Below are 13,665 nucleotides of genomic sequence, written 5' to 3'. Positions count from 1 at the left end.
AGCCTTGACGGTTGGGCTTTTTGCTTTCTGTGCCGGTTTTTGCATGCCGGTTTGAGGCGGCAGCGCAACTTGCAGTAAAATACGCACTGAAAATATGGTTACGAGCAATCGTAGCCATTTTTTATTCCCTCTTCAGCCCGCTCTTGACGAAATCACCATGTCCCATGCCCTGCATCATCAGTTCCTGCGTTTTGCCGCTGTCGGCGCTTCCGGCACGGCCGTGCAGTACAGCGTGCTGTGGGCGGGCGTGGAGTGGCTGGGCGCCAGCGCGGCGGCCGCTTCCGGGCTGGGCTATATACTCGGCTCGGTGGTCAATTACATCCTCAATTACTTTTTCACTTTCAAGAGCGAGAAGGGCCATGCCGAGGCGGCCACCAAGTATTTCAGCCTGCTGGGCGTGGGCTGGTGCATTAATACCGGCCTGATGTGGCTGCTCGTGCATCAGTTGCACTGGTACTACTGGCTGGCGCAGCTGCTGGCTACCGGCATCGGCCTGGTCTGGAATTTTGCCGGCAGCCGCTGGTGGGCTTTCAAGCCGGCCAAGTCATAAGAAAACACCAAAAACAAGGGGTAAAGCATGCAGTTCCTGGAACGCTATTTCAAACTGAAGGACAACGGCACCAATGTGCGCACCGAGCTGATGGCCGGGCTGACCACATTTTTGACGATGGCCTATATTATCTTCGTCAATCCCAGCATCCTCGGCGACGCCGGCATGCCCAAGGATTCGGTGTTTGTTGCCACCTGCCTGGCCGCCGCCATCGGCACGCTGATCATGGGCCTGTATGCTAATTACCCGATCGCGCTGGCGCCGGGCATGGGCCTGAATGCGTATTTTTCCTATACGGTCGTCAAGGGCATGGGCATGAGCTGGGAAGTGGCGCTGGGCGCCGTGTTCATTTCCGGCTGCCTGTTTATCCTGGTCAGCCTGTTCAAGATCCGCGAGCTGATCATCAACAGCATTCCACCGGCGCTGCGCACGGCCATCACGGTTGGTATCGGTCTGTTCCTGGCGATTATTTCGCTCAAGAGCGCCGGCGTGGTGGTGTCCAACCCAGCCACCATTATTGCGCTGGGCGACTTGCACCAGCCGGCGCCGATCCTGGCCATTATCGGCTTTTTCATCATCGTGGCACTGGACCGCCTGAAAGTGCCGGGCGCCATTCTGATCGGTATCCTGGTCATTACCGTGGCCAGCTTCTTTGTGGGCGGCAATGTGTTCAATGGCGTGGTGTCGGCGCCACCGGCGATCGAACCGACCCTGTTCAAGCTCGATATCATGGGTGCGCTGTCGTTCGGCATTATCAATGTGGTGCTGGTGTTTTTCCTGGTCGAGCTGTTTGACGCCACCGGCACGCTGATGGGCGTGGCCAACCGCGCTGGCCTGCTGAAAAACGGCAAGATGGCGCGCATGAACAAGGCGCTGCTGGCCGACAGCACGGCGATTGCCGCCGGTGCCTGCCTCGGTACGTCAAGCACGACCGCGTTCGTGGAAAGCGCCGCTGGCGTGCAGGCCGGCGGGCGCACCGGCCTGACCGCCGTGGCGGTGGCGATCCTGTTCCTCGGCAGCCTGTTCTTTGCGCCGCTGGCCCATACCGTGCCGCCATATGCTACCGCACCAGCGCTGCTGTATGTCGCCTGCCTGATGCTGCGCGAACTGACCCATATTGACTGGGAAGACAGCACCGAAAGCATTCCTGCCGCGATTACCGCGCTGATGATGCCGTTTACCTATTCGGTATCGAGCGGCGTTGCGTTCGGCTTTATCACCTACGCCGTGCTCAAGCTGCTGACCGGCAAGGGCAAGCAGGTGACGGTGGTGGCCTATGTGATCGCCGCCATTTTCCTGTTCAAGTTCATTTACCTGGGCGCTGAATAAGCTGCTGGACAGGCATCAGACGGCTGTATATAATACGGCCTCTTTTCCCTGATAGCTCAGTTGGTAGAGCGACGGACTGTTAATCCGCAGGTCCCTGGTTCGAGTCCAGGTCGGGGAGCCAGAACACGTAGTAATCAAAAAGCCCAGCCTTTATCGGTTGGGCTTTTTGCATTGTAAAGCAGGAATGGCCGTTAAATTTCTCGCCAGTCATGCTGGCGCTCGCTACACTGGCGCCATGACAACACACTCCTTCCTGCAGCAAGGCTGGCGTTCGCTGTGGGAACTGCGTGCGCATCACGATGTGCCGCTGTCTGCGCGACTGCTGGCGGCGTCGTTGGTGGCCATTGCGCTGGCGCTGGGCCTGATGAGTTTTGTCGGTATTTTCGGCCGCATCGACCGGCCCGGCTGGTGGTGGGCTTCGCTGCTGCCCAATATCGGCATCTGCCTGTGCATCGTCCATACGCTGTTTGGCGCGCTGCGCCTGGCCGAACGGTGCCTGCCGGCGCACCTGCTCGAGCGCATGGCCAATGTGCGCGACATGCGCGCCGGCATGGCGTTGAGCATGCTGGCGCTGGGCGCCATTATCGTTGGCATGACCATCGGCTTTACCATCGTGCCGCTGCTGGTGGGCTTCAATGTGTGGGGCATGTTCATTTCGCTGCCGGCCGCACTGACCAAATTTGCCGTATTTATCCTGTTCGTGCTGGGCGTCAACTGGGCCTGGTGGCGCGCGCGCTTGCGCCAGCAGCAACTGCAGGGCGAAGTGACGGAAGCGCGCCTGCGCCTGCTGCAGGGGCAGATCGAGCCGCACCTGCTGTTCAATACGCTGGCCAATGTGCAAAGCCTGATGGATTATGACCCGCCGCGCGCCAAGCGCATGATCGAAACGTTTTCCAGTTATCTGCGCGCCAGCCTGTCGCAACTGCGCCAGACCGACAGCACGCTGGAAGCCGAACTCGATATGGCGCGCAACTACCTGACTCTGCTGCAGATCCGCATGGACGACCGGCTGCAGTTTCGCATAGAGGCCAGCGACGATGCGCGCCAGGCCTGCATGCCCACGCTGATGCTGCAGCCACTGGTCGAGAACGCCATTCACCATGGCCTGGCGCCCACGCTTGATGGCGGCAGCGTGCTGGTACGGGCCGAGGTGCATGAGGGGCGGCTGGCAGTGCGCGTGCACGATAACGGGGTGGGGCTCGATGCGCCGGCCACGCAATTGCGCCCCGGCAGCGGCATGGCGCTGGCCAATCTGCGTTCGCGCCTGCAAACCCAGTTCGGATCTGACGCCAGCTTGCAGCTCAATGCGCTGGCAGAGGGCGCCGAAGCAGTGCTCGATCTGCCTTACCGCCGCGCCGGCACGGCTGAACCATGACGGCCGCACCACGCGTGCTGATCGCCGATGATGAACCGCATCTGGCACTTTACCTGCGCGACCAGCTACTGCTGCTGTGGCCGCAACTGCAGATCGTGCATATGTCGCGCAATGGTGTGGATGCCGCCGCGCGCATTGCCGAGCTGTCGCCGGACCTGGCCTTTCTCGATATACAGATGCCGGGCCTGAACGGCCTGGAAGTGGCGCAGTCCATCGAGGGGGCCACGCGGGTGGTGTTCGTGACCGCCTACGATGAATTTGCACTGCAGGCGTTCGAGCATGCGGCGCTCGATTATGTATTGAAACCGGTCAGCGAAGAGCGCCTGGCGCGTACCGTGGCGCGTCTGCGCGCAACGCTGTCCACGCCGCCACCCGACGCGGCCATGGCGCAGGCCTTGCGCCAGTTGCTGGCGCCAGCGGCCTTGCCACGGCTGCGCTATATACTCGCTTCGCAAGGTGAGCGCACGCATCACCTCGATGTGGCCAGCGTGCGTTTCTTCCAGTCCGACGACAAATACACGGTGGTGGCCAGCGAGCAGGGCGAGTTCCTGATCCGCACACCGATTGTCGAGCTGGCAGCGCAGCTCGACCCGGAGCAGTTCTGGCAGGTACACCGCTCCACGCTGATCAACCTGGCCTGGTTGGAAGGCACGCGCCGCGACGAGGCCAGCCGGCTGTTCCTGCGCGTGCGTGGCCATGCCGGCGAGCTGCCGGTCAGCCGCGCCTATGTGCATTTGTTCAAGGCCATGTAGCGGCGCCGCCGGCTTGCCATTCATCGGCCGTGCTGTCGATTCGTCGCAATGGCCGTGCGCTGCAAGGCCGCGACAGCCATGCTGCGTTTTTCTTCAGTGAGACGCCCATGTTCAAATCTTTTTCCTTGCTGCTGGTTTTTTCCCTGGCTGCCTGCGCCGCTGCCGTGCCAGGTTCTGCCCGTCTCGACCGTATCGATGGCCGCCAGCTTGAAACGCTGACTCTTCGCCATGCTGCTGGCGCGCCGGTGGTGGTGTTCGAGGGTGGCTCGCGCGGCACCATCGACAAATGGGGAACGGTGCCGGAACTGGTTGCCGCGCATGCCACGGTGTTTGCCTACAACCGGCCCGGCTATGGCCGCAGCAGCGTTGCCGATACGGTGCGCGATGGCGCCACCATTGTCGAAGAGCTGCGCAGCACGCTGCGCCAGAAAGGCCTGGCGCCGCCGTATGTGCTGGTCGGCCATTCGATGGGCGGGCTGTACATGCAGCTGTTTGCCAGGCGCTATCCGCAGGAAGTGTCGGCGCTGGTGCTGATCGATGCGCTGTATCCGGGCATGATCAAAAAAATGCAGGATTTTCCGTGGACCACGCGCTTGGCTGGCCAGCTGGCATTTTCACGTTCGGTGTGGCGTGAAATCGAACAGATCGATGCCACCGGCGAGATGGTGCTGGCGCTGCCCGCTATCGATAACAAGCCCATTGTGCGCCTGGTCAATCAACCGGTTTCCAGTACCGCCATTGCGGTTGATTTCGGCGCCTTCAGGCTGGACCAGGCAACGCGTGACGCGGCGCGCGCACTGTATCCGAAGGCCACTAACATCGTCGTCGATTCCAGCCACCAGATGGCGCTGACCTCGCCAGAGATCGTTACCAGCGCCATTCTGCAGGTGCTGCCGGTCAATCGCGGCAACACCGTGATGTCTCAATGACGGCGTGCTTCAGGGATCGACAAACACATCGAAGCGCACATTGAGCGGACTGCCCCACGAGATTTCCACCCAGGCGCGAAAGCCGCCGTTGTAGGGCGCGATATTGTAGACGGCCATGCGGGCCGAGCCGACAAAGCGGTCCTGCGCATTGGCGGCGTATTCGCTGATATTGACGAACACGCGTGAGTTGGCCTTGACGTTGGCGTTGCTGAAATTTACCGGATGAATCACGCCGTTGGCGCGCCAGGTGTAATAGGTGGTAAACGAGGCCGCGCTGACGCCCAGTTCCTGTGCCGAGGCATCCTGGGCGGTGTTCTCGCCCTGTTGCATCGGCTCGTCGCCGATTTCCTGTTCCTGGTCACTGCCGCGACTTTCTGTTTGCATTTCCATGGTGTACTCCTGATCAAGTAGTTTGGACACCTTGCCGTTGAGCGCGACGCTGCCGTCGCGTGCCGGCTGGCAAGGAAGCCGGCGCAAGCCAGATCGAGCCTTTATTCTAGGTGGGCGGCACGCCAGGAAAGCGTCACGGCAGGCTGAAAACCGCGCCAACTTTGCGGCAGAACAAACTTGCTGCGGGTGAGCGATGGCGAATTTTCCAAAGGGATATTTTTAAGAGTCAGAGGCGTGGGCCTGCAGACAATGGCACAATGCACGGGCCGACAGACTCAGCAGCCAACTGCTCCAGCCCATGCCATTTTTGAACCTGAATGCCGATGATGATCTGTATTACGAGCTGATCGAGGGCGACCCTGCCCGGCCTTGGCTGGTGTTCCTGCATGAAGGCCTGGGCAGTTGCGCCATGTGGAAGGATTTTCCGGCCCAGCTGTGCCAGCTGACCGGTTGCCGTGGTCTGTTGTATGACCGCCTCGGCTATGGGCAGTCGTCACCGCTGCGCGCGCAGCGGCAAATCCATTACCTGCACGACTACGCGCTGCGCGAACTGCCGCAGGTGCTCGATCACCTGCTGCCGGGCCAGGAGTATTTTCTGATCGGCCACTCCGACGGCGGCAGCATTGCGCTGATCCATGCGGCCCAGCAGCCGCCACGCCTGCGCGCCATCATTACTGAAGCGGCCCATGTGTATGTCGAAGCTGTCACGCTCGACGGCATCCGCGCGGCCGACGCCGCGTTTGGCGCCGGCAAGCTGCGCGCTCTGAGCAAATACCATGGCGAGAAAACCGAGGCCATCTTCAAGGCCTGGTCGCAAACCTGGCTCAGCTATGGCTTCCAGTTCTGGAATATCGAGTACCTGTTGCCGTCAATCGAATGCGCCGCCCTGATCGTGCAGGGCAGCGAAGACCAGTATGCCAGCGCAGCGCAGGTCGATGCCATCGTGGCGCAGGCGTTGAACGCCATGCCGGCCATGATCGAGCAGTGCGGCCATGCGCCGCACCATGAACAGCCGCAGGCATTGCTGGCGTTGATGGACGGTTTTCTGCAGGGGCGCATGAAGACCTGCGCCTGAGGCCGTTCAAGGGCGCGGTTGATCGCGCGCTGCCGGGTTGATTGCGTGGCCATGCGCCACCATGGCGCGCAGCAAGATCACATCGGGGTCTGTCGGGGCGGGGGTCTTGCGTGGCGGTGATCGCCTGGCAGGCTTGTGCGCGGATGGTTGTCGCGCCGTTGCCGGCATGGCGGCCAGTGGCGCTGCCGGCACGCTGATGATGGTGGCCGGCATCTGCACCGGCTGCGCAGGTGGCGCGGGAGTGGGCGATGCTGGCGGCGCAGATGTTGCCGGCGCGCGGGCAATGGCGGGTGGGGCGTTGACGGCTGCCATGCCGGTTTCGGAACTGCGCCAGTGTTGCCAGGCGACTGCCGCGCTCACCAGCACGGCTATCGCCGCCAGCAAGGCGACCGGCAACTTGCGCAGCCGCAGGTGTGCGCGCATCGGCGCAGTTGGCATGGTTCGGCCCTGTCCCTGTTCGAGCTGCGCCAGGATCGACGGCCCGCTCGCTGGTGCGCCATGGCTGGCCAGCAAATCCGGCCTGCCTGGCGTGTGGTTCGATATGTGTCGTGCCATGCTGTACCTCCCGAGCCAGTCGAATTGATGAAGTATTGATCCATGCCGCGTTGGCGGCTGCTTTGCGCCCCTACGATTTGACGAAGCCTGCCGGCCATGCCGTCAGTCGCCCTATCCACGCAGGAGGTCGCCATGTTGATTGCGCTGATACTGATGTACTTCCTGCTTGCCTCGTTTGCCTGCTGGCTGCTGCTGTTTCCAGCCGGCCGCACCGTGCTGCTGCAGGCCATGCTCAACTTGGGCTGGCGCCTGCACCGCCGCACGCGGCGCGTCCGGCACGACGGCGTCATGCACTGGCGCAGCATGCAGCGCAACAGCGGTCATGGCCTGGCCTGGCTGTGGCAGTTGCTGCGCCAGCACCGCTGGCTGGCGCTGGCCGGCGCGCTGCTCATTGCCGTGCCGCCGTTGCTGGCCTGGCTGTCCGGCGAGCGCATGGAACTGGGCGGCTACGAGCAGCGCCAATATGTCAGCAACGAACAGGTCAGCCATCTGCTGCGCGGCGAACAGCTGGTGCCGCCACCGGCCTTGCCGCCGCTACTATTTACCACCGCTGAAGTGACGCAGTTGCGCCCGCTGCTCGGTGGCGCCAGCCGTAACTGGGAACTGCTCGACGCCGGCTTTGCGCAACGATTGCTGCTGGTGTTCAAGATCATGAAAGACATGCACGGCTACGACATGGTGCTGCTTGAAGGCTACCGCAGCCCGGAGCGGCAGAATCTGCTCGCTGCCAGCGGAGCGCAGGTGACCAACGCCAGGGCATTCCAGAGCTACCATCAATACGGCCTGGCGGCAGACTGCGCCTTCATGCGCCAGGGGCAAGTCATTATTTCCGAAAAAGACGCCTGGGCCATGCGCGGCTACCGGTTGTATGGCGTCACGGCCGAGTCGGTGGGGCTGCACTGGGGCGGGCGCTGGACCATGATGGACTTTGGCCATGCCGAACTGCGCCAGCCCGGCGTGCTTGGAAAATAGGGCGTCGCTGGCCATTCTAGCGCGCGCTCGCGCACTGTTGGCATCGGCGTCAGTCGAGCTTGTGCAGCGTCAATGCGCCACTTCAAACCTTGTCGAACATCAACAAATCCCGGGCAGCTTGCTGTCAGCATGGACAGGCTGCGCCACCGCGCGGCGCCTCCATTGCTGACACCACCGACGGGACCGATCATGTTGCGACGCATCTGGCATTTCGTGAGCGACAGCCGCCACCTGACCATCGCCGGTTTCGTGGCGCTGGCCGTGCTCCTGACTGTCGGCGCCGACGCGCTGGAACTGGCGCTGATCTGGGTGGTGGCGCTGATGTCGCTGGCGCTGCTGGCCTGGCTGGTGGTGTGGCTGCTGCGGCGGCGCCGGGCACGGCGCGATGCGCAGGCGCTGGGGCAGGCCATCATCAACCAGGCCGAAGCTGCCGAGGCTGCTGCCGCTGCCAGGACGATGCACGCTGGCGGCGCTGGCCATGGCGAACTCGATGCCGTGCGTACCGGCCTGCTTGGCGCCATCGACACCATCCGCAGCTCGAAGCTCGGTCTTAAATCGGGCGCCGGCGCGCTCTATGAATTGCCGTGGTATCTGATTATCGGCAATCCGGCAGCGGGCAAGAGCAGCGCCATTTTGCATTCGGGCCTGCAGTTTCCGGTAGCAGGGGCCAGCGTGGTGCAGGGCGTGGGCGGCACGCGCAACTGCGACTGGTTCTTTACCACCGACGGCATCGTGCTCGATACGGCCGGGCGCTATGCGGTGCAGGACGAGCATCGCGGCGAGTGGTTCGGCTTTCTCGACCTGCTGAAAAAATACCGGCGCAAGGCACCCATCAACGGCATCCTGATTGCCGTCAGCATTGCCGAACTTGGCGCCAGCCCCGACAGCGCGGTGCAGCTCGCACGCAGCCTGCGCAAGCGGGTGCAGGACGTGATCGAGCGCCTTGAAGTGTTTGCGCCGCTCTATGTCATCTTTACCAAGGCCGACCTGATTGCCGGCTTCGGCGAGTTCTTTGCCGATGCCGAGCGCAGCGAGCGCGAACGCGTGTGGGGCGCCACCATGGCCTACCAGCGCAAGCAGCCCAGCGCCGGCGTGCTGGCGTTTTTCGACCAGAGTTTCGATGAACTGCAGGACGGTTTGAATCAGCTGAGCCTGGCCAATATGGCGCAGCGCCAGCGCAAGACCATGGCGCCGGGCGTATTTACGTTTCCGCTCGAGTTTGCCGCCATCAAGCCGGCCCTGCGCGCGTTTATCGCTACGCTGCTGGAAGAAAATCCGTTCCAGTTCCAGCCCGTGTTTCGCGGCTTTTACCTGACCAGTGCGCTGCAGGAGGGCACGCCGGTCAGCGCCTCGTTGCTGCAGGTGGCGCGCCGCTTCGACCTGGCCAGTGCTCCCGCGCCGGCCGCACTGCCCGGACAGGCGCCGCTGCCCCAGCACGGCTATTTTTTGCTTGAGCTGTTTCGCAAGGTGATTTTTGCCGACAAAGCGCTCGTCTCGCACTACGCCAGCCGCGCCAGGGTGCGTCTCAAGTATGCGGTGTTTTTCGGCGCCACCATCGCCCTGGGCGCCAGCCTGGCCTTGTGGAGCTGGTCTTACCTGGGCAACCGGCAGTTGCTGGCCAATGTGGCGGCCGACATGGACAAGGTGGTACGGCTGCAAGCGCAGCGGCTGGACCTGCAGTCGCGCCTGGAAGCGCTGGAGATACTGCAGGACCGCATCGAGCAGTTGCAGGCCTACCGCGCTGGCAAACCGTGGTCGCTGCGCATGGGCCTGTACCAGGGCGAGCTGCTCGAACGCAAGCTGCGTGCAGAGTATTTCGCAGGGGCGCGCCATGTGATGCTCGAACCGGTTACCGCCAGTCTCGAAGAGCTGCTGACCGAGATGAATGCCCACGCCGAGCTGCTGCAGCCGGCCGCGCGCTCGCCCGTGCTGCCGGTCAGCGCGCCAGGCGCACCGTACCAGGCAGCCAGCGCCACCAATGTGGAAGACGCCTATAACGCGCTGAAAACCTATCTGATGCTGGCCGATAAAACCCACGCCGACAGCAGCCATCTGAACGACCAGCTGACGCGCTACTGGCGCGGCTGGCTGGAGGGCAATCGCGGCAATATGCCGCGCGAGCAGATGATACGCAGTGTCGAGCGCCTGATCACGTTTTACCTGGCGCAGACGGGCGACCCGGCCTGGCCGCGCGTGGCGCCCCGGCTGGCGCTGGTCGATGCGGCGCGCGAGAACCTGCGCCGCGTGGTGCGCGGCATGCCGGCGCGCGAGCGCGTCTATGCCGATATCCGCGCGCGCGCCGCCACCCGTTTTGCCGGCGTGACGGTGGCGCGCCTGGTCGGCGAGCAGGACCAGGCGCTGATCGCCGGCAGCCACGCCATTTCCGGCGCCTACACGCGCGAGGCCTGGCAGCAATACGTGCAGGGCGCTTTTCGCGACGCTGCCAACCGCGAACTGAGCAGCGCCGACTGGGTGCTGAAAAGCGCCAGCACCGATGACCTGACGCTCGAAGGCAGCCCGGAGCAGATCGAAAAGAACCTGGTGGCGCTGTACAAGGCCGACTATGCGCGCGAATGGCTCAAATTCGTGCAGGGCGTAACGGTGGCCGACATGCAGGGTCTGGACGGCGCCGTGCGCGCCATGAACCGCCTGGGCGATCCGCAAACCTCGCCGCTTGCGCGCCTGCTCACGCAAATCGCACAGCAGACCGCATGGGACAATCCGGCACTGCATAACGCACAGTTGCACCAGGTCGAGCGTGGCGTCATCGCCTGGTTCAAGGATACTTTTTTGCGCCGCGCGCCGTCGCAGCTGACCGGCAATGCCGGCCTGAACGCGCAGCCGGGCCCGGCGCGGCTGGACCAGCCAAGCGGCCCGGTGGGCAGCGAATTTTCCGGCGTGGCCAGGCTGGTGGCCGCGCGCGACAAGGACGCGTCGCTGCTGCGTAGTTATCTTGAGGCGCTGTCCAGACTGCGCAGCCGCCTGAACATGCTGAAAAACCAGGGCGACCCTGGCCCCGGTGCGCGCCAGCTCATGCAGCAAACGTTAGAGGGCAGCGGCTCGGAGCTGGCCGATGCGCTCAAGCTGGTGGACGAGCAAATGCTGACCGGCATGAGCGAGGCGCAAAAGCAGGCCATCCGGCCCATCCTGGTGCGACCGTTGATGCAGACCTTTGCCGTGATCGTGGCGCCGGCCGAACGGGAGGTCAACCAGACCTGGGCTGCGCAGGTGCATGAACCGTTCCAGCGCTCGCTCGCGCATAAATATCCGTTTACGCCCAGCGCGCGCATCGAGGCGAGCAACCTGGAGATCGGCCAGTTCTTCGGTCCCGATGGCCTGGTCGCCAAATTTGTTACCAGCGCCATGGGGCCGCTGGTGGTGCGCCGTGGCGATGTGCTGGCGCCGCGCACCTGGGCCGGCATGGGCATCAGCCTGTCGCCGCAGGTGGTGGCGCGCTTTCCCGGCTGGATTGCACCGCTGGGCGCCGGCGGCGTGGCGGCCACCTCGAGCGCGGCGCAGACGGTGTTCCAGGTGCAGCCCTTGCCGTCGCCGGGCACGCAGGAAACGATGCTGGAAATCGATGGCCAGCAGCTGCGCTACCGCAATACGCCGCCGCAGTGGACCAATATGGTGCATCCGGGACCACTGGGCCCGCCAGGCGCGAAGATCAGCGCTGTCACCTTTGACGGGCGCACGGTGGAGCTCTTCAACGAAGCGGGGCAGTTCGGCCTCAAGCGCATGATCGATGCGGCCAGCAAGCAGCGCAAGGACGGTGGCGTGTATGCGCTGCGCTGGACGCGTGGCGAGGTGAGTGTGGCGCTGGAGCTCAAAATCATCAGCAGCGCCGAGACCTCCGGTGCACCGGCCGATGCAGCGCTGCCCGAACGCGGCTTTCGCGGCATGCAGCTGCCCGTGACGATAGTCGGCCATGACGCCACCCCGGCCGCCACTGCCGCTACTGCCGTGGCGGCGGCGCCATGACGCGCCTGGGCTACTTCGGCAAGCTGCCGGCCCATGGCGACTTTGTCCGGCACTGCGACAACCATCTGCTGGTGCAACTGCTCGACGCCTGGCTGGCGCAGGTCATGCAGGCGCTGCCGGTGTCGCCGCGCTGGAAGCGCCATTACGACGCCATGGCGCCGCTGCGCTTTGCCTTTGTCGGTCTGCAAAGCCGTCTTGCGATTGCGGGGCGCATCGAGGCCAGCTGTGATCTGTCGCAGCGCCGCTTTCCCTTCGTGACCATGGGCGCCGTTGCCATCGACGATGCTGCCGCCTTTGTGCCGTGCAGCCCGCTGGCGCTGGCACCGCTGTGGCAGCGCATCGGGCAACTGGCCGATGGGGTAGTGGATAGCGCTGAGCCGGCGGCCGCCTTGCTGGCGCTATCCTGTGAGGAACTCGCGCTGGCGCCTGGCGATGCCGCCCACGCGGCGCGCCTCAATGCTTTTTTGCAGTCGCACGGCGTCGGCGAGCTGCAGGCAATGCTGTCCACTCCTGCCACTCTGCATGAGCTGCTGCTGGCGCTGGGCGTGCTGCTGCGTCCAGTATGGAGCAGCGGCTGTGCCCGGTTGCAGCAAAGCCTGGTGCTGCCGCTGCCATCGTGTGTGCAGGAGCAGGCGCTGGTGGCGAGCTTCTGGCTGCATCTGATCGCGCCGTTCCTGCGCGCGCAGCCGTTCGAGCTGGCGCTGTTCATGGCCACGCTGAACGATGCACCGGTGCTGGCCGTCGGCTTTGGCGGCGCCGACCCGCATCTGCTCCATGCGCTGATTGATCCGCAGGCTGCCGGCGAGCGGCTGATCGTGCTCGACCAATCTGGCTGGCTGGCGCCGCAGCTGGAACAGGACGCGCCACTGCGCCAGCTGTCAGCCTGCCTGCAGCAGCCGCAGTTGTCGCTGCAGACGGCCTGCAGTTTGTTTTTCGACGCTTTTGCCTGCAAAGGAATGCCATGAAACCGGTCTGGCTCGCGCCCTTGTGTCTGTTCTCGATCCTGCCGGCCATGGCGCAGACGCCTGTGCCGGCCACGCCGCAGCCGGGCCAGATACTGGTCAGCGGCATGGTGGCCGACGAGGCGGCCAAGGCGGCCGTGCTGGCCCGTTTGCGCGCCTTGTATGGTGCCGATCTGGTGGTGGACCAGCTTGCGATCGGCGCGGTGGCGGTGCCGGCCAACTGGAACGCCCATGTGCAAAAGGTGCTGGCGCCGCAACTTAAAATGATTACGCGCGGCCAGCTCAGTATCGACGGCACCACCGTCAGCCTGCGCGGTGAAGTGGCCAACGAAGCGCAGCGCCAGCAAATTGCCAGCGACATGGCTACCAGCCTGCCGCCCGGTTATGTGATCAGCAATGCCTTGCGCATCAAGCCGGCCCAGGCCGAGCAGCAGCTGCTCGACGCCACGCTGGCCAGCCGCATTATCGAATTTGACAGTGGCCAGGCCAGCATCACCAGTGCCGGCCTGGCCATCCTTGACGAGATGGCGGCCGCACTGCTCAAGCTCAAACAGCGCCAGGTGGAAGTGATCGGCCACACCGACAACACCGGCCTGCGCACCAGCAACCTGGCGCTGAGCCTGGCGCGCGCTGAAGCCGTGCGCAACTATCTGGCCACGCGCGGTATCGCCAGCACCTCGGTGCTGGTCGCCGGCCTCGGCCCGGACCGCCCGGTCGCCAGCAACGCCAGCGCAGAAGGACGCGCCAGGAACCGGCGCATTGAGTTTCGGGTGGTGCAGTAGGGCTGGCCCCAGT

The 13,665-nt window shown here is 64.1% G+C and carries 12 protein-coding genes and 1 tRNA gene; 11 read left to right on the top strand and 2 right to left on the bottom strand.

The features are described 5' to 3' along the window. Positions 1 to 157: 157 nt before the first annotated feature. The 6 genes from GCM43_RS13040 (at position 158) to GCM43_RS13015 (ending at position 4,935) form a co-directional block, all read left to right on the top strand. The gene (locus GCM43_RS13040; protein ID WP_152244906.1) at positions 158 to 550 is read left to right on the top strand and encodes a GtrA family protein; all 393 of its coding nucleotides are present in this window, start codon (positions 158 to 160) and stop codon (positions 548 to 550) included. A 27-nt stretch (positions 551 to 577) separates the two neighbouring features. Continuing rightward, positions 578 to 1,879, top strand: a complete 1,302-nt coding sequence (locus tag GCM43_RS13035) for an NCS2 family permease (protein WP_152244904.1) — start codon at positions 578 to 580, stop codon at positions 1,877 to 1,879. Positions 1,880 to 1,924: 45 nt separating this feature from the next. Next, a tRNA-Asn gene (locus GCM43_RS13030) sits at positions 1,925 to 2,000 on the top strand. A gap of 114 nt (positions 2,001 to 2,114) precedes the next feature. After that, positions 2,115 to 3,254: a sensor histidine kinase gene (locus tag GCM43_RS13025; protein ID WP_152244902.1), complete on the top strand. Its 1,140-nt coding sequence runs from the start codon at positions 2,115 to 2,117 to the stop codon at positions 3,252 to 3,254. Beyond that, a complete protein-coding gene (locus GCM43_RS13020) occupies positions 3,251 to 4,006 on the top strand; it encodes a LytR/AlgR family response regulator transcription factor (protein ID WP_152244900.1) in 756 nt (251 codons plus the stop codon). The genes GCM43_RS13025 and GCM43_RS13020 overlap by 4 nt, the downstream gene beginning before the upstream one ends. 107 nt (positions 4,007 to 4,113) lie before the next feature. Continuing rightward, positions 4,114 to 4,935 (top strand): alpha/beta fold hydrolase, encoded by an 822-nt coding sequence (locus tag GCM43_RS13015; RefSeq protein ID WP_152244898.1) that lies wholly within the window; start codon positions 4,114 to 4,116, stop codon positions 4,933 to 4,935. Between the two features lie 9 nt (positions 4,936 to 4,944). Here GCM43_RS13015 and GCM43_RS13010 read toward each other — a convergent pair whose 3' ends face one another. Beyond that, positions 4,945 to 5,325 (bottom strand): hypothetical protein, encoded by a 381-nt coding sequence (locus GCM43_RS13010; RefSeq protein WP_226929472.1) that lies wholly within the window; start codon positions 5,323 to 5,325, stop codon positions 4,945 to 4,947. 298 nt (positions 5,326 to 5,623) lie between these two features. On the opposite strand from GCM43_RS13010, the gene GCM43_RS13005 reads away from it, so the two are divergent. Continuing rightward, positions 5,624 to 6,400, top strand: coding sequence for an alpha/beta fold hydrolase (locus GCM43_RS13005; RefSeq protein WP_152244896.1), 777 nt, complete (start codon positions 5,624 to 5,626; stop codon positions 6,398 to 6,400). Positions 6,401 to 6,406: 6 nt separating this feature from the next. On the opposite strand, the gene GCM43_RS13000 is transcribed toward GCM43_RS13005, so the two are convergent. Next, entirely contained in the window at positions 6,407 to 6,955 is a 549-nt protein-coding gene (locus GCM43_RS13000) for a hypothetical protein (protein ID WP_152244894.1), read from the bottom strand. A 132-nt stretch (positions 6,956 to 7,087) separates the two neighbouring features. Between GCM43_RS13000 and GCM43_RS12995 the strand changes: the two genes are divergently transcribed. From GCM43_RS12995 to GCM43_RS12980, 4 genes are all read left to right on the top strand, one after another. Beyond that, positions 7,088 to 7,927 (top strand): M15 family metallopeptidase, encoded by an 840-nt coding sequence (locus GCM43_RS12995; RefSeq protein ID WP_152244892.1) that lies wholly within the window; start codon positions 7,088 to 7,090, stop codon positions 7,925 to 7,927. A gap of 189 nt (positions 7,928 to 8,116) precedes the next feature. Continuing rightward, on the top strand, positions 8,117 to 11,908 hold the full coding sequence (gene tssM / locus GCM43_RS12990) for a type VI secretion system membrane subunit TssM (protein ID WP_193315612.1): 3,792 nt from the start codon (positions 8,117 to 8,119) through the stop codon (positions 11,906 to 11,908). Further along, positions 11,905 to 12,873: a type VI secretion system-associated protein TagF gene (tagF, locus tag GCM43_RS12985; RefSeq protein ID WP_152244890.1), complete on the top strand. Its 969-nt coding sequence runs from the start codon at positions 11,905 to 11,907 to the stop codon at positions 12,871 to 12,873. The genes tssM and tagF overlap by 4 nt, the downstream gene beginning before the upstream one ends. After that, positions 12,870 to 13,652: an OmpA family protein gene (locus GCM43_RS12980; protein WP_152244888.1), complete on the top strand. Its 783-nt coding sequence runs from the start codon at positions 12,870 to 12,872 to the stop codon at positions 13,650 to 13,652. The genes tagF and GCM43_RS12980 overlap by 4 nt, the downstream gene beginning before the upstream one ends. Positions 13,653 to 13,665 lie beyond the last annotated feature (13 nt).

This window comes from Janthinobacterium aquaticum, assembly GCF_009208565.1.
In the GTDB taxonomy this organism is placed as follows: domain Bacteria; phylum Pseudomonadota; class Gammaproteobacteria; order Burkholderiales; family Burkholderiaceae_D; genus Janthinobacterium.
Note: the sequence above shows the minus strand (reverse complement) of the source record. Positions and strands in the feature narration are given on the sequence as shown.

What these genes read in the sequence shown, in the direction of transcription:
- GCM43_RS13040 (WP_152244906.1), top strand. Translation starts at nt 158, where the DNA reads ATGTCCCATGCCCTGCATCATCAGTTCCTGCGTTTTGCCGCTGTCGGC.
- GCM43_RS13035 (WP_152244904.1), top strand. Translation starts at nt 578, where the DNA reads ATGCAGTTCCTGGAACGCTATTTCAAACTGAAGGACAACGGCACCAAT.
- GCM43_RS13025 (WP_152244902.1), top strand. Translation starts at nt 2,115, where the DNA reads ATGACAACACACTCCTTCCTGCAGCAAGGCTGGCGTTCGCTGTGGGAA.
- GCM43_RS13020 (WP_152244900.1), top strand. Translation starts at nt 3,251, where the DNA reads ATGACGGCCGCACCACGCGTGCTGATCGCCGATGATGAACCGCATCTG.
- GCM43_RS13015 (WP_152244898.1), top strand. Translation starts at nt 4,114, where the DNA reads ATGTTCAAATCTTTTTCCTTGCTGCTGGTTTTTTCCCTGGCTGCCTGC.
- GCM43_RS13010 (WP_226929472.1), bottom strand. Translation starts at nt 5,325, where the DNA reads ATGGAAATGCAAACAGAAAGTCGCGGCAGTGACCAGGAACAGGAAATC.
- GCM43_RS13005 (WP_152244896.1), top strand. Translation starts at nt 5,624, where the DNA reads ATGCCATTTTTGAACCTGAATGCCGATGATGATCTGTATTACGAGCTG.
- GCM43_RS13000 (WP_152244894.1), bottom strand. Translation starts at nt 6,955, where the DNA reads ATGGCACGACACATATCGAACCACACGCCAGGCAGGCCGGATTTGCTG.
- GCM43_RS12995 (WP_152244892.1), top strand. Translation starts at nt 7,088, where the DNA reads ATGTTGATTGCGCTGATACTGATGTACTTCCTGCTTGCCTCGTTTGCC.
- tssM (WP_193315612.1), top strand. Translation starts at nt 8,117, where the DNA reads ATGTTGCGACGCATCTGGCATTTCGTGAGCGACAGCCGCCACCTGACC.
- tagF (WP_152244890.1), top strand. Translation starts at nt 11,905, where the DNA reads ATGACGCGCCTGGGCTACTTCGGCAAGCTGCCGGCCCATGGCGACTTT.
- GCM43_RS12980 (WP_152244888.1), top strand. Translation starts at nt 12,870, where the DNA reads ATGAAACCGGTCTGGCTCGCGCCCTTGTGTCTGTTCTCGATCCTGCCG.